The organism is Shimia sp. (genome assembly GCF_022448905.1).
Lineage (GTDB): Bacteria > Pseudomonadota > Alphaproteobacteria > Rhodobacterales > Rhodobacteraceae > Shimia.
Genome location: NZ_JAKVCW010000025.1, coordinates 1 through 22,908 on the forward strand (window position 1 = coordinate 1; position 22,908 = coordinate 22,908).

At 54.3% G+C, this 22,908-nt stretch carries 23 protein-coding genes; 21 read left to right on the plus strand and 2 right to left on the minus strand.

The features are described from left to right. Window positions 1–210: 210 nt before the first annotated feature. The 7 genes from MK208_RS20205 to MK208_RS20235 all read left to right on the plus strand — a co-directional run bounded on the left by MK208_RS20205 (window position 211) and on the right by MK208_RS20235 (window position 7,087). A complete protein-coding gene (locus tag MK208_RS20205; RefSeq protein WP_294119515.1) occupies window positions 211–1,380 on the plus strand; it encodes a DUF2235 domain-containing protein in 1,170 nt (389 codons plus the stop codon). 841 nt (window positions 1,381–2,221) lie between these two features. Beyond that, complete coding sequence (locus MK208_RS20210) at window positions 2,222–3,085, plus strand: hypothetical protein (protein ID WP_294119516.1); 864 nt, start codon at window positions 2,222–2,224, stop codon at window positions 3,083–3,085. 258 nt (window positions 3,086–3,343) lie between these two features. Next, on the plus strand, window positions 3,344–3,646 hold the full coding sequence (locus tag MK208_RS20215) for a helix-turn-helix domain-containing protein (RefSeq protein WP_294119517.1): 303 nt from the start codon (window positions 3,344–3,346) through the stop codon (window positions 3,644–3,646). After that, window positions 3,639–4,859, plus strand: coding sequence for a type II toxin-antitoxin system HipA family toxin (locus MK208_RS20220; protein WP_294119518.1), 1,221 nt, complete (start codon window positions 3,639–3,641; stop codon window positions 4,857–4,859). The genes MK208_RS20215 and MK208_RS20220 overlap by 8 nt, the downstream gene beginning before the upstream one ends. Window positions 4,860–4,950: 91 nt before the next feature. After that, window positions 4,951–5,121: a hypothetical protein gene (locus MK208_RS20225; RefSeq protein ID WP_294119519.1), complete on the plus strand. Its 171-nt coding sequence runs from the start codon at window positions 4,951–4,953 to the stop codon at window positions 5,119–5,121. Window positions 5,122–5,489: 368 nt separating this feature from the next. Then, window positions 5,490–5,816, plus strand: coding sequence for a hypothetical protein (locus tag MK208_RS20230; RefSeq protein WP_294119520.1), 327 nt, complete (start codon window positions 5,490–5,492; stop codon window positions 5,814–5,816). A 134-nt stretch (window positions 5,817–5,950) separates the two neighbouring features. Further along, window positions 5,951–7,087: a Fic family protein gene (locus MK208_RS20235; RefSeq protein ID WP_294119521.1), complete on the plus strand. Its 1,137-nt coding sequence runs from the start codon at window positions 5,951–5,953 to the stop codon at window positions 7,085–7,087. Between the two features lie 82 nt (window positions 7,088–7,169). Here the strand turns inward: MK208_RS20235 and MK208_RS20240 are convergent, their stop codons facing one another. Further along, a complete protein-coding gene (locus MK208_RS20240; RefSeq protein WP_294119523.1) occupies window positions 7,170–7,766 on the minus strand; it encodes a DUF6088 family protein in 597 nt (198 codons plus the stop codon). A gap of 249 nt (window positions 7,767–8,015) precedes the next feature. Here MK208_RS20240 and MK208_RS20245 point away from each other — a divergent pair, with 249 nt between their 5' ends. After that, on the plus strand, window positions 8,016–8,270 hold the full coding sequence (locus MK208_RS20245) for a helix-turn-helix transcriptional regulator (protein ID WP_294119524.1): 255 nt from the start codon (window positions 8,016–8,018) through the stop codon (window positions 8,268–8,270). A gap of 75 nt (window positions 8,271–8,345) precedes the next feature. Here MK208_RS20245 and MK208_RS21120 read toward each other — a convergent pair whose 3' ends face one another. Next, window positions 8,346–8,507, minus strand: a complete 162-nt coding sequence (locus tag MK208_RS21120) for a DUF6880 family protein (RefSeq protein WP_366011491.1) — start codon at window positions 8,505–8,507, stop codon at window positions 8,346–8,348. A 63-nt stretch (window positions 8,508–8,570) separates the two neighbouring features. Between MK208_RS21120 and MK208_RS20250 the strand changes: the two genes are divergently transcribed. The 13 genes from MK208_RS20250 (at window position 8,571) to MK208_RS20310 (ending at window position 22,872) form a co-directional block, all read left to right on the plus strand. After that, window positions 8,571–8,813, plus strand: coding sequence for a hypothetical protein (locus tag MK208_RS20250; RefSeq protein ID WP_294119525.1), 243 nt, complete (start codon window positions 8,571–8,573; stop codon window positions 8,811–8,813). 2 nt (window positions 8,814–8,815) lie between these two features. Beyond that, a complete protein-coding gene (locus tag MK208_RS20255) occupies window positions 8,816–10,387 on the plus strand; it encodes a CoA-transferase (RefSeq protein ID WP_294119526.1) in 1,572 nt (523 codons plus the stop codon). After that, a complete protein-coding gene (locus MK208_RS20260; protein WP_294119527.1) occupies window positions 10,384–11,151 on the plus strand; it encodes an enoyl-CoA hydratase/isomerase family protein in 768 nt (255 codons plus the stop codon). Before MK208_RS20255 ends, MK208_RS20260 begins: the two co-directional genes overlap by 4 nt. A 1-nt stretch (window position 11,152) precedes the next feature. Then, window positions 11,153–12,673 carry an aldehyde dehydrogenase family protein gene (locus MK208_RS20265; protein ID WP_294119528.1) on the plus strand — a complete coding sequence of 507 codons (1,521 nt, stop codon included), beginning with the start codon at window positions 11,153–11,155 and terminating at the stop codon, window positions 12,671–12,673. Window positions 12,674–12,716: 43 nt separating this feature from the next. Further along, entirely contained in the window at window positions 12,717–13,967 is a 1,251-nt protein-coding gene (locus MK208_RS20270; RefSeq protein WP_294119529.1) for an ABC transporter substrate-binding protein, read from the plus strand. A 65-nt stretch (window positions 13,968–14,032) separates the two neighbouring features. Continuing rightward, entirely contained in the window at window positions 14,033–14,959 is a 927-nt protein-coding gene (locus tag MK208_RS20275) for a sugar ABC transporter permease (RefSeq protein ID WP_294119530.1), read from the plus strand. Further along, complete coding sequence (locus MK208_RS20280; RefSeq protein ID WP_294119531.1) at window positions 14,959–15,840, plus strand: carbohydrate ABC transporter permease; 882 nt, start codon at window positions 14,959–14,961, stop codon at window positions 15,838–15,840. The genes MK208_RS20275 and MK208_RS20280 overlap by 1 nt, the downstream gene beginning before the upstream one ends. A gap of 26 nt (window positions 15,841–15,866) precedes the next feature. Then, window positions 15,867–17,141: an ABC transporter substrate-binding protein gene (locus tag MK208_RS20285; protein ID WP_294119532.1), complete on the plus strand. Its 1,275-nt coding sequence runs from the start codon at window positions 15,867–15,869 to the stop codon at window positions 17,139–17,141. 80 nt (window positions 17,142–17,221) lie between these two features. After that, on the plus strand, window positions 17,222–18,337 hold the full coding sequence (gene ugpC / locus MK208_RS20290) for a sn-glycerol-3-phosphate ABC transporter ATP-binding protein UgpC (protein ID WP_294119533.1): 1,116 nt from the start codon (window positions 17,222–17,224) through the stop codon (window positions 18,335–18,337). Beyond that, complete coding sequence (locus MK208_RS20295) at window positions 18,337–19,839, plus strand: GMC family oxidoreductase (protein WP_294119535.1); 1,503 nt, start codon at window positions 18,337–18,339, stop codon at window positions 19,837–19,839. Before ugpC ends, MK208_RS20295 begins: the two co-directional genes overlap by 1 nt. A 40-nt stretch (window positions 19,840–19,879) precedes the next feature. Then, window positions 19,880–21,478, plus strand: a complete 1,599-nt coding sequence (locus MK208_RS20300) for a GMC family oxidoreductase N-terminal domain-containing protein (RefSeq protein WP_294119536.1) — start codon at window positions 19,880–19,882, stop codon at window positions 21,476–21,478. 2 nt (window positions 21,479–21,480) lie between these two features. Further along, window positions 21,481–21,795: a Dabb family protein gene (locus tag MK208_RS20305; RefSeq protein WP_294119537.1), complete on the plus strand. Its 315-nt coding sequence runs from the start codon at window positions 21,481–21,483 to the stop codon at window positions 21,793–21,795. Window positions 21,796–21,870: 75 nt separating this feature from the next. Then, complete coding sequence (locus tag MK208_RS20310; RefSeq protein WP_294119538.1) at window positions 21,871–22,872, plus strand: LacI family DNA-binding transcriptional regulator; 1,002 nt, start codon at window positions 21,871–21,873, stop codon at window positions 22,870–22,872. The last annotated feature ends 36 nt before the right edge of the window (window positions 22,873–22,908 follow it).

A 22,908-nucleotide genomic window follows, 5' to 3' on the forward strand; every position in this document is an offset into this window, starting at 1 on the left:
GAACACTCTCTTAGTTCACGCCGCTTTTGGTTCCAAAAACTTTGACGACGGACAATAAACAGCGCTGGAGTGCAGCTCGACGGGTTCGGAGATGCGATCGTGGCCGAACTTATTGATATGTGTGACGAAAGCGCACCTTACTCGGCCATGGTCATTGCATGGATGGAAGGCTTCCGGCAGCGTATTGAAGAAACAGTGTAGGCAGAGAACATGCCGAAAAACATCGTGATATTGCTGGACGGCACCTCAAACGGGATCACGTCACAGCGCACTAACATACTGCGCCTCTACGGATGCCTTCGAAAGAGCGAGACCCAACTCGTCTACTACGACCCAGGTGTTGGAACGATGGGTGCTCAAGGAACGTGGTCACGTCGCGTTCAAAAAGCTTCGGAATTATGGGGCATGGCAACTGGGGCCGGCATCGATCACAACGTTAAGGAAGCCTATCGGTTCCTTGTCGAGAATTACAGCGACGGCAAAGCCGGCGATGGCGAGCGTGATCGTATCTATCTCTTCGGTTTCTCACGTGGCGCGTATACGGCGCGGATATTGGCCGGTTTCATCTACACGATTGGTTTGATTAAACCTCGGAACCTAAACCTCGTCGACTATGCCTATCGAGCTTACAAGCGGATTGGAGAGAGTGCTGACGACGATCAATTCGCAGAAGTCCGGCTCTACGAAAGGATATTGGCCACAGATCGTCCGCCAGTGAGGTTTCTGGGTCTCTTCGATACTGTAGCATCGGTTATTGAACCCGGCCCTGGAATTTTGCCGCAACTCAAACACCATGCTTCAACCTCTAGAAACCCTGGAGTTGAGAGCGTGCGCCACGCTGTTGCTTTAGATGAACGGAGGAGGATGTTTCGAGCACTCCTCTGGCCGAATGATCAGGTTTATCATCAGAATCCCTTTGCCACGGATAAAGCCGTTCCACAGGACGCTTTAGAAGTTTGGTTTAATGGATCTCACGGAGATGTTGGAGGTGGGTACAAAGAGGATCAGTCAGGCCTGGCGAAGATTCCGCTTCAGTGGATGATCGAAGAGGCAAGGGAAATAGGGCTCGAGTTTGTTTCCCAAACTGTGAACCGAATTGTTCTGGGTACGAACCCAGAGAAGCCGTACTCGCAACCAGATGCACTTGCCGACCGACATACCTCCATGAATCTTGCCTGGAAGGTTTTGGAGTATGTCCCCTTGCCAACGAAACGTGATGGCATGTCCAGGATAGGGATGACAAAGGAAAGACCCAGAATTGTGCCTGTTGGAGCAAGGATACATGCTTCGGTAGTGGCTAGAGCAAAAGAGAAGGGCGGTCTGGAAGCCCATGTTCCAAAGGATCACCGAACAGAGGGAGATCCCAAGGACTGGATCTAAATTGGTTGTCCAGAACCAAATCAACTCCAGATGGTGCGCGGATCGGAGTGGGTTGCTGAAACTAGCAGTGACTCGGGTATTGGAAGGTCAGTTAACAGACATGGTGCGCAACGCGGTCGAAGGAGAATTGCTGCTTGTCCGGATGCGGCCAAAGACAGTAAAACTGCGTCTGTCGGCGAGGGCCTTTTGAAGTGACAAAACCACCGTTGAAGCTCTTTTGTAGGATCTTTGGCCGAATGGGCTGACTGAGGGCAAAACCAATCTACTGAATACGTTACTACAACTCCAGATGTATGGCCGCGCGAATATTGATCTGCTTTTGGCGCGCCTCGCTGAGGCATCATAATCATCAAGGCGTATCAATTCGGAGGCAGAGCCAGTACTGAATTCCGATTCACACCTGAACATTCGATAACACGGTAGGAGCCTTAACTAAGTGAAAAGTGTTCTTACGTAAATTTCATCCGGTTGGGTGGGTGGGTGGCGTCCCGCTCCGCTCGCCGGAAAAAATATCATTATAAAACAGTGTCTTGCATGATTTATGTGGAGGCGAGTACCGGAATCGAACCGGTGTACACGGATTTGCAATCCAGAAAGAGAGCTTGCAAAACCAACGGCTTAAGGGTGCAAAACACCCCCTGACAAAAAGTGAACAAAAAGCGAAAGTTTCAAAGCCAAATTCGCCAGTTCAAAACGAAAAAGGCCCCGTCACAGCGGCAACTGTGAACCGGGGCCAAATAGAAAAAGCCTGTCAGCTTTCGGACCATATTAGCATGGGCCAGCGGCGCACCGCAAACGCTCAGTCGACTTTTTCGCGACCTCTGACCGGTGAGGTGATCCAATGAGCTGGCGCATCGCAAACGAATGCGCCGAGCGCCGCTTTGGCAGCGCCGCGCGCAAGCAGATCATCATGTTCTTGGCCGACAAGGCGAGCGACGACGGTTCGGGTATCTGGTGCTCCAAGGGGACGATCCAACGCCATACGGAACTAAGCGAGAGCACTGTCAAGCGCACCATCATCGACTTTCTCCGAGAAGGCATCTTGATCGAGACAGGGCGGCGGCACTGCAAGAACGGCTACACCGTCATTTACCGCATCGTTCTGGAGCGCGTGACCGCGCTGGAACCCACGGCGGAGCCCGAGATTGAGACGGGGGCCACTGTGAACCCCGTCCAGCCTGAACCCGGTACGGGGACCACAGTGAACGGGGTACGGGGTTCACGGTGGACCCCAAACCATCCTAAAACCATCCATAAACCACCTACGCGCAAGCGCGAGGCGGCGGCGGAGGTTGAAGATCTTGAACTTAAAAAGATCCTAGCAGCCTATCCCGAAGACAGGATCCGAGACCGGCGAACTACTTTGCGCCTGATCGCAGTGGCTGTGATTGCGGGGGTGAAGCCCGATGACCTGCTTCAGGCGGTCAAAGCCTATGCGAAGGAAAGCGAGGGCTACACGCGCAGCAAGGTCTGTTTCTCGGACAATTGGTTCAAGATGCGACGTTGGAAAAAAGGGCTCGCCCAAGTAAAGGCGGACCACGAGAAGGCGCGAGAAGCCGAAGCCAAAGGCCGCGCGAGCCTCGCAGAGTGGATCCACGAGCGCCATCCCCTGTGCCGCCACATCACCAACCGGCAGATCGAGGACTTGATTGCGTCAAAGCTGGTAACTCCCGAGCAGGTGCGCGCTGCGGGACTGCAGGCGTGACTTCCGAAAGAAGGCATGGAAATTTCTTCGCGCGAACGGATGCGTTGTGTGAGATTGGTGAAGTGAGCGTACATCCACTATGGTTTGGCTCGGTAGTGCCTCGTAGAGGTAACCTTAAGATGCTCAATGTTCTCTTGAGATAACATAAGGTCTGATTTTCGTTTGGGTGAGTAGCCTGTGGTCTTAGATACCGTGCGTTGACGTTAATGTTCTCTCAGTGTAACGTAGTAATGTTTTGTGTTTCCTGGAGAATTCATTATGGCTGTTCCGATCAAAATGCCCCGGGCGGCGCGTAAGGAACTCATGACGCTTGGTGAGAACATTCGCATTGCGCGCCTGCGTCGAAGGCTCACTGCTGAGATTGTCGCGCAGCGCGCTGGAACAACGCGGCAGACCATCGCCAAGATCGAAAACGGGAATCCCGCAGTTAAGATCGGCACCTACGTGGCAGTGTTGCAGGCGCTTGGCCTCCTGAAAGGTTGGGGGGATCTTGATGACCCGGTTGGTGAACAGATGGCGCTGGATGACCTGCCTCAGCGTGCGAGACTGAAAAATGGTTGAGGTCTGGATCGACTGGAAAGGGTTGAAGCGGGTCGGCACGCTACACCGCACAGCTGGGCGGGGCAGAGAGCGGGTGTCCTTTACCTATCATGACGATTGGCTTGGCGACGAAAATGCTTTTGGGCTTTCGCCGAGTATGCCTCTCGTCAAAGGGCAGTTCGTGCCTGAGGCAGGGCAGGACATGCTAGCCCCGCTGGGGGATTCTGCCCCTGACACCTGGGGTAGAACAGTGATGCGTCGCTTTGAGGGCCGCATGGCAGAGGCCGAGGGGCGACGTCCGAGAACTCTGCAAGAGACAGATTACCTGCTTGGGGTAAATGACGAGACCCGTTTGGGTGCACTGCGCTTCAAGGTCGATGACGAGTTTCAAGCGCGTGAGGGCATAGGAGTGCCTGCGCTCGTTAGCCTCGGGGATTTGCTCCACGCCTCTCAGCGCGTTCTTCGAGGGGAAGAGACCACTGAGGATCTCAAAATGCTGTTTGCTCCGGGAAGTTCCCTGGGAGGCGCACGACCAAAGGCGAGCATTCTTGACCAACACGGTCGTCTTTCTGTTGCGAAGTTCCCGAAAGAGACGGACACCTATTGCGTGGAACGCTGGGAAGCCATTGCTTTGGAGCTGGCAAGGCGCGCTGGGATTACGGTTTCGGATCACACGGTTGAGATGGCGGGCGATAAGCCGGTTTTCTTGTCCCATCGGTTTGACCGGAACGATGACGGCAGGATCCCGTTCATTTCGGCCATGGCGATGCTGGGTGGTCGAGATGGCGAAAGCTACAGCTATTTGGACCTGGCAGATATTATCACGTCGGAAAGCGTCACTCCCGACCAAGACCGCGAAGAGCTCTACCGGCGGGTTGCCTTTTCCATTCTCGTCACGAATCTTGATGACCATATGCGCAATCATGGATTTCTGCGTGGGCGGGGTGGCTGGCACCTCTCACCGGCCTACGACATCAATCCTGTGCCGAACCAACCACGCGTGCTCAAGAGCTATGTCGACGACGACAATCCGGATGCCAGTATCGACCTGCACCGCGCACAACATGAATCCTATCTTCTCGAAATCCAGGAGGCCGATCGAATAATTGCAGAGGTGGCCGAGGCGACTATGGCTTGGCGTGACGTTGCACGTGTCTTGGGTGCTCCGGAGAGGGAGATCAAAGAGATGACGACAGCCTTCGAGCACGAGGAAGCGGATTTAGCGCGCGCATGAGTGTGACCTTTGGATGTGGCGTAAAGTTCAAATATTTACGCTGCAGCGTAATTTGTTTTGATTTACGCTAAGCCGTAAAAAGAGCTGTATCATGGACCTCACAGCTCGAGCGGCAGAGCAGATCGGCGAAGCACTTCGACGGACACGCAAAGGGCGCGGCTGGACCCAACACGCCATGCCCGTCTCGTTGTCATTGCCTTTGCGTGAAGAAGCCATTGCTGTTGGCATACGATGTCGGGCGACTACCTTTCATACCGTATGATCCGCGGATCATATTTCCGGCTTATGGTCGGTAGATCATATTTTCTGCGAGCATTTTCTAGGTCCGGTACAGCAGTTGCAGCTTTCTACGCCAGATTCAGTGTAATTGCCGGAATGCTTCCTGAGAGATTATTCTAAATTGACTGAAACGGCTGGGGCGTCGATTGGAGCATGCGCTACGACGTTCGGCGGCAAATTTTCCTGCGCCTCCTTTTGTACGAAAGGATCAGTCATCACTGAACTTATTGTTGGGAGTTCGATCTAGTCGATACATCTTCCAACTTATCTCTGGCCTGCCGAGAATATCTAGATAATCACCCATTGGAACGACCGCAAAACCCGCCTTCATCGCGCGCGAGGCAAACTCGCTTGACGAAACTTCATACATGCCCCGTCTTTGATCTGAAGCAAGCGGTCACAGCGTACGCCAAGGAAAGCGAAGGCTACACGCGCAGCAAGGTCTGTTTCTCGGACAACTGGTTCAAGATGCGGCGTTGGGAGAAGGGGCTTGCCCAGGTACAGGCGGACCGAGAGAAGGCGCGAGCGGCCGAAGCCAAGGGCCGTGCGAGTCTCGCCGAGTGGATCCACGAGCAGCATCCCCTGTGCCGCCACATCACCAACCGGCAGATCGAGGATTTGATCGCATCAAAGCTAGTGACGCCTGAGCAGGTGCGCGCTGCGGGGCTGCAGGCATGAGAGTTGTTGCGAAATTTGAGATTGGGAAGTCTATATCTCAAAAAGTGCAGGTGTTTCTGAGGTTGTGGTTGCGGCAAGCGCAGAAATTGAGATAAGGGTTCCAGTAACGTAGAAAGTAGAGTGTTTTCTCAGATATGGACATCGCGAACTTCAAATCTGGTCAACTTGAATATCAGTACGAATATAAGGTATTTCTGCCAGAAACCATTTGTCATGAATGGGTTGTAGCTGACCCCGAACTGTCAGAACTCCTAGGTCGCGCTGACCGTGCCCTGGGAGAGTTGAACGCCTTTGCACAGCTGATCCCCGATATCGAGTTCTTCATTCGCATGTATGTCGCAAAGGAGGCCACCCAATCCAGCCGGATCGAAGGTACTCAAACCAACATCGAAGATGCATTCAAGGATGCTGATGACCTGAACCCAGAAGAGCGCGACGACTGGGCCGAGGTGCAAAACTATATCCAAGCGATCAACTTTGCGATTGAAGCCCTAGACGAGTTACCATTGTCGAACCGATTGCTGCGTCAAACGCATGAAATATTGCTTTCTGGAGTACGTGGTCAGCAGAAACAGCCTGGACAGTTTCGCACCAGTCAGAACTGGATCGGGGTCAGCTTGAAAAACGCCGTGTTTGTGCCGCCGCATCATGACCATGTTCCAGATCTGATGGGTGATCTGGAAGCATTTTTGCACGCTGCCCATCTGTTTGTGCATCCACTGGTGCGAATTGCCATTGGGCACTACCAGTTTGAGACAATTCACCCGTTTTTGGACGGTAACGGGCGTCTGGGGCGCTTGCTGATATCGCTATATCTTGCGTCAGAGGGGTTGCTAGTGCGGCCAGCGCTGTATCTGTCGGACTATTTTGAACGTAACAAGACCGCGTATGTGGATCACTTGATGGCCGTGCGCCAGGGCAATCACTTGCGGGAATGGCTGGTGTTTTTTCTCCATGGCGTTGAAGAAACAGCACGCGCTTCAGCAGACGTATTCCGGTCTATTTTGGCAATCAAGGAACGGATCGAACGAGATGTACTGCCTCGGTTCAGCGCGCGCCGACAAGACAACGCGCAGGCGCTGATACGGCACCTGTACGCGCGTCCTGTTGTGGATGTGAAAATGGTGGCCGAAATCATTGGGGCTACCGGCAATACCGCATCCGCGCTGATAACCGATATGGTCAGTCACGGTGTTTTGGTTGAAGTTACGGGGCAACGCCGAAATCGACTGTTTGTTTTCAACGAATATATCGAGCTGTTCAGGAGGTAGGCGTTCAGAGACTGGTGCAAGTGGAGCTCCCTGCAAAGCTGGTCTTTAAGGAGTAATCGGTCGTCGACCAAATGATCCACATTCATTTATGCTCTACAATCTGTCGCACTATAGGATGCATCCATGCAGGTAGGTGCCTGCTTTGCTTTTCCAAGAGCTTCAGATCATTGTCGTCCAGTGCGCGTGAAAGGCGGTCGACGATTTGGCTGTCCACACGGTCTTTGCCGACATAACGCAACGCCTGGAAGATAACCCCAGTCTTATGTCCTGCGCTGACCAATGTTTTGGGGGATGCCTTGCGGAACTGGATAACTTGCCGTCCAACTTTCTTGGTGCGGGTCGGGCCGTAGGTCATATAGGTCGGCTTGGATGGTACCTGAGTGGAAAGGCCCAGCTGATTGGCAGCCATCGAAGGAGAAGGTTGCAAGATCGGACCGTACTTTCGAGCAACAGCCTTTGCGATGTCATCGGCGGAAGGCGACAGAAACCCGAAGCGCGGGCTCTTCTTCGGGTAGTCATACAGCCCCCGCGCCAGTCGCCGGATCACACCCTGATCAGCAAGGCGTGACAAGGCCTGATCTACGCTTGCGCGGGATCCGATGTCGAGAAAATCGGTCGGCGCAAAGATTGCGCCGCGACCTTTTCCGATGATGCGTTGCTTTATGTTTGACGTAATCATGTTCGACTCCTTGTCAGAAATAGAGGTATGTTTTTCTGAAAGTCAACGGGCCATGGAACAACCCCTCGGTAGGAGCAACTGGCATAGGGCAAAAAGTAGAACTGGTGTGAAATTTACGCTACAGCGCAAGAATAGGAAAATTACGCTGCAGCGTAAGTTGTCGTGGGCTAGACTGCTACGTTTATGATCCTTAGACCATATGGAGAGTTTATGATCTAGGCATCATAGGCGGCGGCGCTGGAGGCAGGCTTGAAGAACTTCGTTCGAATTCCCCGAGATCTTGGACATGCGATCCGTCAGGCTCGTCTAGAGAAAAACTTGACGCAGGCCGATCTCGACACACGCAGCGGTGTTTGGCAGGAAATGATATCGAAAGTTGAGGCCGGGCGGGGTGGAACAAAGCTCGACACGATCCTGGCCCTGCTGGCAGCCCTCGAACTAGAGCTTTTGGTCAGAACACGCAGCAAGGGCTCTACATCTGATATTGACAGCATATTCGGATGAATTTCTGCTGTGACGGAGTGACCCCAAATATCCGGTGCAAACCGTGATCAAACCGTCTTGGATGAAAAACCCGGTCTACCCAACCCGCCCCCAAAACCCGGATTTTCTACCATGGTTTTTCCGAAGCTCAGCAGAATAAGCCTCGTGTGCCACTACGCCTTCGGGAAGGAAGGGATCAGCAACCTCGGCCAGTTGGGCGAGTTTTCCCAAATACTTCGCCCCATGCCCATATGCCATTGACTAATGGAACGTTCCATATGTATTTTGTGGAGAATGGAACGTTCCAAAAGGATTCGCTGGATGTATTGGGGATTGATCGGAGCCAGCAAGATTGCTGCTGAACGTATGATTGGCGCAATCGGCGCTCAGGGTGGGTACGCTCTGTATGACCGCACGATGGCGCAGTTTGCTGCGGCGATCGATGGCAAAGGCCAACCATCCGCCACGGGCGTGGATGGTGTGAAATCTTTGGCCGTGGCCGAAGCCGTGAAACAGGCAGCGGTCTCTGGCCAAGCCACCAAAGTTGACTATTGCGGAGTGTGATCATGTCAAAAGTTGTCTCTGCATCTGACGCGGTTACCCGGATTGAAGACGGGCAGGTTGTCTCTGTGTCCTCTTCTTCGGGATTGGGCTGCCCCGACCTGGTTCTGCAAGCCCTGGGGGAGCGGTTTGACGCAACGGGTGAACCCCGCAATCTGACCACGCTGCATCCGATTGCGGCAGGCGACATGTATGGCATCAAGGGCATTGATCATATTGCCAAAGACGGTCTGCTGAGCCGCGTGTTGGCTGGCAGCTACCCGTCGGGACCGTCCTCCAAGGAAATGCCTGAAATTTGGAAGATGATCGTTGAAAACCGAATTGCGGCCTACAATGTGCCGTCTGGCATCATGTTTGATATGCACCGCGACGTCGCTGCCCGCCGCCCGGGTGTGTTGACCCAGGTGGGCATGGAGACCTTTGCGGACCCGATCCGCGAAGGCTGTGCCATGAATGAAAAAGCCGCGGAAGCGCCGATTGTGTTCCGTCAGGAGCTTGCGGGCGAGACCTGGCTGCATTTCCCCAATATTGTACCCAATGTGGCCATCCTGCGGGCGACCACTGCGGATGAACACGGCAACCTGACCTATGAACATGAAGGGGCCTATCTTGGAGGGCTGGAACAGGCCATCGCTGTGCGCAATCATGGTGGTCTGGTGATTGCACAGGTCAAACGTGTCACCAACCGCGGCAGTTTGAATCCACATGACGTGCGTGTGCCGGGCCATCTGGTGGATTTGATTGTGATTGATCCCGACCAGAAACAGACCACAGAAACACAAAATGACCCCGCGATTTCAGGTGAGATCATGCGCCCTCTCAATGGGTTTTCCATTCCGGAGCTCTCTGTTGAGAAAGTGTTGGCACGCCGTGCCGCGCTGGAGCTGAAAGCAGGTCAGACGGCCAACCTGGGCTTTGGCATTTCCGCGCAAGTGCCGCGTATTTTGATCGAAGAAGAACAGGCGCAGGCGGTGACCTGGGCGATTGAACAAGGCGCCGTGGGCGGTGTCCCATTGACAGGCTTTGCCTTTGGCTGCGCGTCCAATGCAGATGCTTATGTGCCGTCGCCTCAGCAGTTCACCTATTTCCAAGGCGGTGGGTTTGACGTCACGTTCTTGTCGTTCCTCGAAGTAGACGTGGAAGGGAATGTGAATGTTTCCAAGCTCGGTAAAAAACCTTACCTGACCGCCGGGTGCGGTGGCTTTGTCGATATCGTCGCCAATGCCAAGAAAATCGTATTCTCGGGCTATTTCGAAGCTGGTGCCAAACTGGACATCACCGAAGAGGGTCTGACAATCAGCCAGCCAGGCAAGTTCACCAAGATGGTGGAGCAGGTCGAACATGTGACTTTTTCAGGCCAACGCGCTTTGGAGCTGGGTCAAGAGGTGATCTATATCACCGAACGCTGTGCCATGCGTTTGACGGATCAAGGTCTGGAAGCTTTTGAAATCATGCCAGGAATTGATCCGGCGCAGGACATCGTGGCCGCATCCAATGGCTGCGTGCAGGTTGCGGAAAACGCAACGGTGATGTCCAAGGCGCTGTTGCAGGAGGCCCCGATGGGGTTGGCGCTATGAGCCGCATTGATCTGAAAATCGAAGGCGCAATCGCAACGCTTCTGGTGTCTAATCCGACCAAACTGAACGCATTGACGCCCGATATGCTTGCGCAGCTTGCAGCCCATTGCGATGCGTTGGATGTGGACGCGGATGTGCGCGTTGTGCTGATTTCGGGCGACCATCCAAAAGCATTTTGTGTTGGGGCAGATATCGCTGCCTGGGCCAAGTTACCTCCCGCGCGTTTTGCGCGCTCCTGGGTGCGGGACGGTCATCGTATTTTTGATCGTCTCGCCCGCCTTTCTAAACCAACAATTGCCGTTTTGAATGGTCATGCCTTTGGGGGTGGCCTGGAACTGGCCACCGCCTGCGACATTCGCGTGATGGCGCCGAAGGCCCGCATTGCTCTGCCCGAAGCGCAGGTTGGCGTGGTGCCTGGTTGGTCCGGCACGCAACGGCTGCAACGCTTGATCCCCGAAGGGGTGATTAAAGAAATGGCGTTGTTTGGTCGCCAGCTGTCCGCTGATCGTGCCCATCAGCTTGGGTTGGTCTCCGAGGTGGTAGATGATCCGATGTCTGTTGCGCTGGACATCGCCGCGAACGCGGCGAAACTTTCTCCACGCGCGACCGAAATCAGCAAAAATATGATCCATGCCGGCGCCGGAGAAGACAGCGCTGCACTGATCGAAGCGCTTGGCGGTGGCCTGATTGCCACCTCTGACGACAAATCCGAAGGCGTCGCCGCCTTCTCGGAAAAACGCTCTCCAGATTTCTCGGGAAAATAACATGACTGCTCACGATTACACCCTTATTGCCGCCAGCCAGTCACCAGATGATGCGCTGAATGAAGTGCGCCATTTGGTTGATGGCGTTTGGATCGACAGCGCAGACGGGGCCACATTTGAGCGCCAATCACCGGCCCATGGCACATTGGTGTCGCGCATCGCCAAAGGCGGTGCCGCAGAAACAGAAGCTGCCATCGCCGCCGCACGTAAAGCTTTTGATGCTGGCCTATGGTCCGATCTTTCTGGCAAAGACCGTGCCACAATCTTGTTGAAAGTCGCTGATATGATTGACGAAAACCGCGGCCGGATCGCGCGTTTGGAAGTCCTGGAAAGTGGCAAGCCGATTTCACAGGCCGAAGGTGAAATCGAAGGGGCTGCGGATCTATGGCGTTATGCGGCGTCGCTGGCGCGGACTCTGCATGGCGACAGCCATAACACTCTGGGTAAGGATATGCTGGGTGTGGTTCTGAAAGAACCTATCGGCGTTGTCTCCATCATTTGTCCATGGAATTTTCCCTTCCTGATTGTCAGTCAGAAACTGCCCTATGCTTTGGCAGCGGGTTGCACAGCGGTTGTGAAACCATCGGAATTGACCCCTTCGACAACCGCCATCCTCGGTGAGCTACTGATCGAGGCTGGCATTCCTGCCGGCGTGGTGAATATCGTTCAAGGGTTTGGCGATCCGGTCGGCAGCATCATGACCACACATGAAGATGTCGATATGGTCAGCTTCACTGGGTCAACGGCCGTCGGTAAAGCCATTGAAAAAGCCACCGCGGATACTTTGAAAAAAGTGTCTTCTGAACTGGGCGGTAAGAACCCTCAGGTTCTGTTCCCGGATGCTGATCTGGACAGCGCGATCGACGCGATTGTCTTTGGCATCTACTTCAACGCGGGCGAGTGCTGTAACTCTGGATCGCGGATTATCGTGCATGAAGACATCGCCGAAGAGGTCACACGTCGCGTTGTTGAGCTAAGCCGCGAAGTGCCGTTTGGGGATCCATTGAACCCTGACACCAAGGTGGGCGCGATCATTCACCAAAGTCATTTCGACAAAATCAGCAGCTACGTTGAAGACGCCGTTGCCGCAGGTGCCAAGGTTGAAATTGGTGGCGCACCACTGTCGGTTGATGGCATGGATGGCGCCTTCTTTGCGCCAACTGTGGTCAGCAATCTGACCCCCGATATGCCCATCGCCCGCGAAGAAGTCTTTGGCCCGGTTCTGTCGGTTTTGACCTTCAAAACCATGGATCAGGCGCTCGATCTGGCCAATGGCGCCTCTTACGGACTTTCCGCCGGGGTCTGGAGCGAAAATATCCATACCTGTCTGGAGTTTAGCCGCCGCGTTCAGGCTGGCACCGTTTGGACCAACACCTGGATGGATGGCTACCCTGAAATGCCGTTCGGCGGCGTGAAAGAAAGCGGCCAAGGCCGCGAGTTGGGTCGCTATGGGCTCGAAGAGTTCCTTGAGGTGAAGACCGTACAAATGCGGATTGGCCGCACGCGCGCAAACTGGATTTGATCCGCAACGACGGATCAAAATTAACGCAAACTGGGAGGATACCATGCGTAAGACAATCCTGAAAATATCGACCGCTTTGGTCATTGGCGGCATGTCCGCAAACGTGGCAGCTGCCGGGGACGTTGAAGTTCTGCACTGGTGGACTTCAGGCGGCGAAGCTTCCGCTCTGAACGTTCTGAAGCAAGACCTGGAAGGTCAGGGCATCGGCTGGAACGACATGCCTGTTGCTGGCGGCGGTGGCGAAAGCGCCATGACCGTGCTGCGTGCGCGCGTCACAGCTGGCAACGCCCCAACTGCCGTTCAAATGCTGGGTTTTGACATCCTGGATTGGGCAGGCGAAGGCGCCTTGGCTGACCTGAACGCTGTGGCCGAAGCCGAAGGCTGGGACGCGGTAGTTCCAGAAGCTCTGCAAGCCTTTGCCAAACACGACGGCAAGTGGGTTTCTGCGCCGGTGAACGTGCACTCCACAAACTGGGTCTGGGCCAACAAATCTGTTTTGGACGCCAATGGCATCGCTGTTCCAACCACTTGGGAAGAGTTCGAAGCGGCGCTGGCGACCCTGTCTGCGGCTGGCGTAACGCCAATCGCGCATGGCGGTCAGGCATGGCAGGAAGCCACCGTATTTGATGCCATCGCCATGTCCACCGGTGGTCCGGACTTCTACAAGTCTGCTTTCGTCGATCTGGACGAAGGTGCCCTTGGATCTGACACCATGGTTGAAGCCTTCCGTCGCATGGACGTGATCCGTGCAAACGTTGACGAAAACTTCTCTGGTCGTGATTGGAACCTGGCAACTGCCATGGTTATCAACGGCGACGCTGCGTTCCAGCTGATGGGCGATTGGGCGAAGGGTGAGTTCATCAACGCCGGCAAGGTTCCTGGTGAAGACTTTCTCTGCTTCCGTTTCCCTGGCACGGCGGATCAGGTGACCTTCAACGCGGACCAATTTGCTCTGTTTGACCAAGGCGGCGATGTTTCATCTGAACAAGCTTCTCTGGCGAGCGCGATTCTGTCGCCGTCTTTCCAGTCGGCGTTCAACGTGGTGAAAGGTTCTGCGCCTGCGCGGACCGACGTGAGCGACGAGGCGTTTGATGCCTGCGGTAAGAAAGCGATCGCAGATCTGGCCGCCGCAGCGCACACTGGCAACCTGTTTGGTTCCATGGCGCATGGCCACGCAGCGCCTGCCGGCATCAAAAACGCGATTTATGACGTTGTGACAGCTCACTTCAATGGTGAGTTTGATGCCGGAACTGCAGCGGAAGAGCTGGTCGACGCGGTTTCCATCGCAAAATGACACTACACTGGTTTGGGGCCTAATGGCCCCAACTACCAGAAATACCAACCTATGAGGGGGATGCTATGACAATGCAGATCACCGATCCTGCTGTCAGACGCTCGGCGGCAACAAAGCCCGATTTTCGAACCCGACTTCAAAGCTGGATTCCAAAGCTGGTGCTGTCACCGTCCTTGGCTCTGATCATTGTTTTTGTTTACGGTTTCATCTTTTTCTCGGTTTATCTTAGCTTCACCGACAGTCGAATCTTGCCAAGCTATGGTTGGGTGGGGTTTGAAAACTACGATAAGCTTTTCCGACTGCGCCATTGGGATATTGCCGTCAGCAATTTGGTCGTATTCTCAAGTCTTTATATTATATTCTGTACCGTCATTGGTCTGCTGCTCGCGATCTTTTTGGATCAGAAAATTCGCGGTGAAAGCATCCTGCGCCCTATCTACCTCTATCCGATGGCGCTGAGCTTCATCGTGACCGGTACAGCGTGGAAATGGTTCCTGGATCCGGGCATCGGCCTTGAACACACCATGCATCTCTGGGGCTGGGAGAGCTTTAGCTTCGACTGGATCAAGAACCGTGACTTCGCGATTTACACCGTCGTATTGGCAGCGGTTTGGCAATCTTCGGGATTTGTGATGGCTATGTTCCTCGCTGGTTTGCGTGGCATCGACAACGAGATGCTGAAAGCGGCCCAGATGGATGGCGCGAGCAACTTCCAACTTTATCGTCGCATCATCATTCCGCAGCTGCGCCCCGCTTTTCTGTCGGCCTTTGTGATCCTCAGTCACCTAGCGATCAAGTCCTATGACCTTGTGGTCGCGTTGACAGGCGGCGGTCCTGGGCGTGCTACGGAAGTTCCGGCCACATTCATGTATTCTTACACCTTTACCCGCAACCAAATGGGCATCGGTGCCAGCTCTGCTGTGATCATGCTGCTGACCATCGTCGCGATCATGGTGCCTTACCTGTACTCTGAATTGCGGGAGAAGAAATAATGGCTGTCGCAAGCTCTGATACTGCGATCCGCACTGGACGCATCACCCGCACTTTCCTCTATCTTGTCCTTCTGCTTTTTGCGCTGTTCTATCTGTTGCCCTTCGGCGTGATGGTGGTGAACTCGGTAAAACCGCTGTCTGAAATCACCGGCGGTAATATGATGGCATTGCCAAAAGTCTGGACCTTTGAACCTTGGCGCGAAGCCTGGGCCACAGCCCAGATCGGCGTTGAGCCAACCGGCCTGCGTCCGTACTTCTGGAACTCCATCAAGATGGTGGTGCCAGCGGTTGCGATCTCGACCATTCTGGGGGCGCTGAACGGCTATGTTTTAACAAAATGGCGGTTCAAATATGACACGATGACCTTCGGCTTCATGCTGTTTGCCTGCTTCATTCCGTTCCAGATCGTTCTGATCCCTATGGCACGCGTTCTGGGTCTGACTGGCATGGCGGGTTCCACCCCGGGTCTGGTTTTTGTCCACGTCATCTTTGGTCTTGGCTTCACCACGCTCTACTTCAAGAACTACTATCAAGTTTTCCCGACCGAGCTGATCCGAGCGGCGCAGATTGATGGCGCGGGTTTTTTCCGCATCTTCCAGCGCATCTTGCTGCCAAGTTCCGGCCCAATCATCGTTGTGAGCGTCATTTGGCAGTTCACAAACATCTGGAATGACTTCCTGTTTGGCGCATCCTTTGCCGATCTGGACAGTCAACCCATGACGGTCGCGCTGAATAATCTGGTGAACTCCTCGCATGGGGTCAAACAGTACAACGTGCACTTTGCCGGGGCCATTCTTGCGGCTTTGCCCACCTTGCTCGTCTACATTGTCGCGGGTCGCTACTTCGTCCGCGGTCTGATGGCTGGATCGGTAAAAGGTTAGGGAAACGTTTTTAGGAGGAGAGAAACTTGAAAATCTTTAAAAATACCATGAGCAAAATCCTGGTTGGAACGGTAACGACGTCTGCACTGCTTTCCGTTCATACGGCGATCGCCGAGCCAAGCGTCGAGGTGATGCACTTCTGGACATCGGGTGGCGAAGCGGCCGCGCTGTCCGCCGTGCGCCAAAAGGTCATCGAAGCTGGCGTAGAATGGGAGGACGCTCCGGTCGCAGGTGGCGGTGGCGACAATGCCAAAACTGTTCTTCAGGCACGCATTGCGGCGGGTAATCCGCCAACCGCAATGCTGATGCTGGGGCAGAATATCATCGACTGGTCAAAAGAAGGCCTGCTAGGTGACGTGGATGCCGTAGCGGCCGCGAACGGTTGGGATGCCGCACTGCCACAGGCCGTGAAGGATTTCACGAAAATCGAAGGTCACTACGTCTCTGCTCCTACTAATGTGCATCGCACCGACATGATCTGGGCAAGCAAATTAGCCTTTGATGCAATCGGCGCAGACTTCCCAAAGACGTGGACCGAATTTAACGCCCTGGCGCCTAAGTTTCTGGAGGCGGGAATCCTTCCTCTCGCACACGGGGGACAGGCCTGGCAAGAAGTCTATATGTTTGAAGCCGTTGCGCTTGGGGTCGGAGGGGCTGACTTTTACAAGTCAGCGCTTGTGGAGCTAAAAGAAGAAAGCTTGCGATCTGACACTATGGTCGCGGTATTCAAGCAATTGGCAGAACTGCGTGCAATGGTCGATGAAAATGCACCTGGCCGCGATTGGAACCTCGCCACGGCAATGGTCATCAATGGGCAGGCAGCCATGCAGATCATGGGCGACTGGGCCAAAGGTGAGTTCACCAATGCAGGTCTTGCCGCAGGGGATGACTTTGCCTGTATTCCAGTTCCAAAGAAAGTTGGTGATGGCTTCGTTTACCTAGTGAACTCGCTTTCCTTCTTTGATCAGAAAGATGCGGATCGCAAAGCCGGTCAAGAAACGCTTGCGGCAGCGATTATGGATCCGGCAGTGCAGATTTCCTTCAATCAGTCGAAGGGGGCGATCCCAGCACGCAAGGATCTTGATCTGTCAGCTTTGGACAGCTGCGCTCAGGCGACAGCCTCTGATTTGGCTGAAACCGACCTGGCTGGTCAGGCTGTGCCGACCTTTGCAGGAACCCACGCTGCGCCTGCAGCGATCGTCGGGGCGGCCACTGATGCGATCACCGAATTCTTTAACAGCGACGTTTCAGCAGAAGAAGGAGCTGCCCTTCTGGCAGAGTCCATTCTTTTAGCGCTGTGATATCGTTTGGCCCGCCAACCGAGGGTGGGCCAATGTTCATCCATGGGCTGTGCCCGTAACTTAATATTTAGGAGAAACCCATGGGCTTTCTTGACATCAATAACGCCACAAAATCCTACGGCTCTGTTGAGGTTCTACACAACGTCGACATTCAGGTTGAAGAAGGTGAATTCCTCGTACTGGTAGGCCCATCTGGGTGTGGTAAATCCACGCTCTTAAACATGATTGCAGGGCTTGAGGACATCACCACCGGCCAGATCGCCATCAAGGGCAACGCAATGAACGGGGTGCACCCGTCCAATCGCAACATTGCCATGGTGTTCCAATCCTACGCGCTTTATCCGAACATGTCGGTTGGCCAGAACATCACCTTCGGCCTGGAAATGCATGGCGTGCCGAAGCCTGAGCGTGAAAAGGCCATGGCCGAGGTGGCTAAGCTGTTGCAGATCGAACCTCTGCTTGATCGCAAACCGGGCCAGCTGTCAGGTGGTCAACGTCAACGCGTTGCCATGGGCCGCGCGCTGGTGCGTGATCCGGATGTGTTCCTTTTTGACGAACCGTTATCCAACCTGGATGCCAAGCTGCGCGTGGATATGCGCACAGAGATCAAAAAGCTGCACCAGAAACTGGGCACAACCATTGTCTACGTGACACACGACCAAATCGAGGCACTGACGCTTTCGACACGGATTGCGGTGATGAACGGCGGCTATGTTCAGCAGCTTGGCACCCCGAAAGAGATCTATGACACGCCGGCAAACCTGTTTGTCGCCACGTTTATGGGCTCGCCATCGATGAACCTGGTCTCCGTCAAGATTGTTGAAACCGATCAGGGCATTGCTGCCCAGACTACAAACGGTCACGGGAAAACAATTCTGCTACCGTTCCTGAACGCCTCTGCAGAGCTGAAGTCCTATGCTGGTCAAACAGTCACTCTGGGCGTGCGCCCAGAGGCTCTGACCGATCCAGGTGGGGCAGATCGTGACGCAGCCAACGTTGTTGAGTTTGACAGCCGTGTACTGGTGACGGAACCGGCCGGGTCCGACACTTTTGTGACCACTACGCTTGGCGGCACAGAATGCAACGCGCGGATGCGTGCTGACGTGCAGGTGCGTCCAGGAGACGATGTGCGGTTTGCAATCAATATGGACAAAGCTGTTGTCTTTGATCCGAAAACCGAGAAGCGTATTTCCTAATGTCGCAACCGGCGGATATCGTGATCATCGGCTCAGGTATGGGCGGCGCGACCATTGCGGCAGCGCTTGCCCCTTCAGGTCGTAGGATCGTAATTCTCGAGCGCGGGGAGGCCCTATCGGACACCCCCGCTGCGCGAGATGACATCGCGATTTTCCGTGACGGGGTTTTCCGCCCTGAAGAAACCTGGCTGGATGAAGACAACCAGCCGTTTAGTCCCGGTAACTACTACGTTGTGGGTGGGAATTCTAAGTTCTACGGCGCAGTTTTGCTCAGGTATCGCGCAGAAGATTTTCAAGAGATGCAGCACCTCGGAGGTGTCTCTCCGGCCTGGCCGATCTCCTATGACGAATTAGAGCCTTGGTATCAGAAAGCGGAAGAGCTGTTTGAGGTGTCAGGGGATGCGTCACAAGATCCATCGGAGCCTAAGCACTCCGGATCATACCCTCATGCGCCGATCGCAGATGAAGCGAGCATTTCTGATGTGCGCGGATACCTTAAGCGCGCCGGTGTGACCCCATTGTCGCTGCCTTTGGGGATTGATGTCGGCGCCTGGTCCAAACGTGCCGCCACGCCTTGGGACGCCTATCCAGATACCACCGGCGCCAAACATGATGCACAGACAATTTCTCTGACGAAGGCCCTTCAAATCCCAAATCTAACCTTGGTAACAGGCTGTTTGGTGCAAGGCTTGGAGGCCGGAAGGGATGGTCGCATTTCCAAAGTGACCTATCTGCAGGGCGGTGTGGCAAAATCCGTGTCGCCCAAACAGGTTATCCTTGCGGCGGGTGCCGCGAATTCCGCGGCTTTGCTGTTGCAATCGGCCAATGAAAATCACCCGACAGGGCTGGCCAATCGGTCGGACATGGTTGGACGCAATTTCATGAACCATAATTGCACGGCGGTCTTGGCAATCCATCCGTTTCGGCGGAATACCTCCGTCTACCAAAAGACGCTGCAACTCAACGATTTCTACCTATCTGGCGGCCCTCAGGATTCCCCTTTGGGCAACGTGCAGTTGATGGGAAGGATCTCTGGAAACATCTTGGCGGTGCAATCTGGGCTACCGCTCTGGATGGTCAAGCTAGTCGCGCGGCGTTCGGTGGATTGGTATGTAATGAGCGAGGACCTTCCGCAGTTTGACAGCTGCGTTACCGTGACCAACGGTAAGATCAAACTGGATTGGAAACGCACTAATTGGCGCACGCATGAAGCGTTAGTGAAACGCGCCAAAACGGTCTTCCGCAAGGCGGAGTATCCAATGGTTCTGTCCTGTGCCTTTGATCACTGTATCCCTTCGCACCAATGCGGGACGGCCCGCTTTGGGATCGATCCCATGCAGACTGTGCTCGACTTGCATTGCCGCGCACATGATCATCCAAATTTCTTCGTTATGGATTCCAGCTTTTTGCCGACATCAGCGGCGGTGAATCCTGCGTTGACCATCGCGGCCCAGGCATTGCGCGTCTGCGACCATATAAATCAAGAACGAAAGGCTGCTTGAATGCTTTGGCATCCACGCGGCACGCATCGAGGAAAGTGATATGTCTCAGGGTTTTGATTTCATCATCATCGGCGGCGGTTCTGCCGGGTCGGTTCTGGCCGGACGTCTGTCAGAGGATCCAGCGGTCAATGTCTTGCTGCTGGAAGCGGGTGGCGGTGACCGGCATCCATTTTATCATCTGCCGGCCGGTTTTGCGAAGATGACCAAGGGGATCGGGTCCTGGGGATGGGACACTGTACCGCAAAAACATATGCAAAACAAAGTGTTCCGGTATACCCAAGCCAAGGTTATGGGCGGTGGTTCGGCCATCAACGCTCAGGTCTATACCCGTGGCAACGCGCAGGATTATGACGATTGGCAGCAGATGGGCTGCAAGGGCTGGGGATATGAAGATGTCCTGCCCTACTTCCGTAAAGCTGAGGACAACGAAACTTACGAAAATCGCTACCATGGCAAAGGCGGCCCGCTTGGTGTCAGCGAGCCCAGTGCACCGCTGCGAATCTGTGAAGCCTATTTTCAAGCCGCTGCAGAGCTTGGCATCCCTCGGAACATGGATGTCAACGGCGCACAGCAGGATGGGGTTTGCTATTATCAGCTGAATCAACGAAATGTGCGCCGCTCTTCCGCGGCAATGGCCTATGTGGCGCCAAACAAACACCGTAAAAACCTGACCGTTAAGCTCGGGGCGCAGGTGAGGCGCATCATTGTTGAATTTGGCCGCGCTGTTGGTGTCGAGATGCTGGATGGCACAAAGCTGCACGCAGATCGCGAAGTGCTGCTGTGTTCCGGCGCCATTGGCTCCCCGCGACTGTTGCAATTATCCGGCATTGGTCCAGCGGACCATCTTCAGTCGCTGAACATCGATGTTGTGATGGATCAATCCGAGATCGGGTCTAATCTGCAGGACCATCTTGATCTGTATTGCATTAGTGAACTGAGCGGACCCTTTAGCTATGATCGCTATGCGAAACCACATTGGGCGGCTTATGCCGGCCTGCAATATCTCTTTACCCGCAAGGGACCGGTTGCCTCCTCGCTGTTTGAAACGGGAGGCTTTTGGTATGCTGATCCAGACGCTCGTTCTCCAGATATTCAATTCCACCTTGGGCTGGGTACCGGGATCGAACATGGAGTCGCTGCAATGCCGCAGGGCGGGGTCACACTGAATTCCTGCTATTTGCGTCCAAGATCGCGTGGCTCGGTGCGTCTGCAAAGTGCTGATCCAGCGAAAGCACCGCTGATCGACCCGAACTATTTGCAAGATCCGTCAGATCGCGAAATGTCGATACGGGGCCTGAAGTTGACACAGGAGATTTTGTCCCAATCTCCGCTTAGTAAATACATTAAGGCCGAGCGTTTGCCTGGGCCCGATGTAAAGAGCGACCAAGACTACTTTGACTTCATTTCGGAACACTCCAAGACATCGCACCATTGTGCGGGTACCTGCCGAATGGGAGCGGACGACAACGCTGTTGTCGATATTCGCCTACGAATGAACGGAATTGAGGGCCTGCGCGTGGTCGATAATTCAATCATGCCGACAGTGATTTCCTCAAATACCAATGCAGCCGCGATCATGATCGGTGAAAAGGCTGCAGGTATGATCAAACAAGATAACGACATGCAAATGGGAGCGTGAAAATGATCAGGCATATCGTGCTGATAAATTTCAAACCGGAGACTAGTGACGAACGTGTGGCTGAAATCTTCTCTTTGCTAGAAACGGTGAAATCTCAGGTGCCACAAATGCTGCGCTATTCCAGCGGGCACAGTGAAAGCCCCGAAATGATGGAGCGTGGCTTTATGCATGGGATGGTCATAGACTTTACGGATTGGGACGGTTTGCAAGCCTATGCAGATAATGGGGCACATAAGGCTCTTGGCGCGCAGCTCGTCGACTGCGCAGTGGGCGGAATCGACGGCATTCTGGTTTTTGACTATCAGTTTGACGGCTAAAGCGCGCAATTCGATTGGCGAACGCCCTGTCTACGTTTAGAATATTAGAAATTTGGATGAGGCCAAGCAGTACGCATGGTGAAAAAACGACCCACAATTATTGACGTTGCCAAGAAAGCGGGTGTCTCGAAATCCACTGTTTCTTTGGTGTTGCAGAACAGCAGGACCGTCCGTGATGAAACGCGGAAACAGGTACGCCAGGCGATGTCGGAGATTGGCTATGTCTACAATCGTTCTGCCGCAAATATGCGTCAATCCAATGCAGCTTTGATTGGACTAGTGATCAATAACCTTCGCAACCCTTTCTTCACAGAGTTTGCGACGTCGCTTCAGATGGCGCTCTCTGAAAAGGGCTATGCGGTCGTGATCGCCAACACCGATGAAAGTGCTCAGCTGCAAGACCAGGTCGTGCTGTCTATGATCGAGCACGGTGTTTCTGCTTTCATCATTTGCCCAGCCTATGGTGACACCGACGCAACATTTGATGCAATTGAGCGTGCCCAATTGCCGGCACTGCAGGTCTTGCGGCGCGTTGACGAAAGGGTTGAGACGTTCCCGTTCATAGCGCCAGATTACAGGGTTGGAAGTGTGGCGGCGACAGAACATATGATTCGTACTGGTGCCAAAAACATCGCATTTGTCGGCGGGCGAGAAGGATTTGCCGTAACGGACGAACGCATGTCCGGGTATCTGGCAGTCATCCAACGGGAAGGACTGCAGCCCACAATTATAACCGGGGACTCAACTCGTGATTTCGGGCGCAAGACAGCCAAGGACATCCAGCAGAACCATCCGGAGCTTGATGCCGCAGTCTGCTTCAACGATTTGGTTGCCCTTGGATTGAACAGCGGGATGCGCGAAGCGGGCAGGGCCGTGGGCAATGATTTCTTGATCGTGGGTTTTGACGATATTGAAGACGCTGCGCAGGCATATCCGGCAATTTCATCAGTCAGTTGCGGCATTGATGCCATAGGCAAATGGTCCGCAGAGACCATTGTGCATTGGATTGAACAGGGGAACGCACCGGTTGTGAAACATCGGACGCCAGTCGAACTGATTCTCAGGGACACTACCTAGCGGCATAACCCAAACCAAAACCTCCTGTGGAATGAT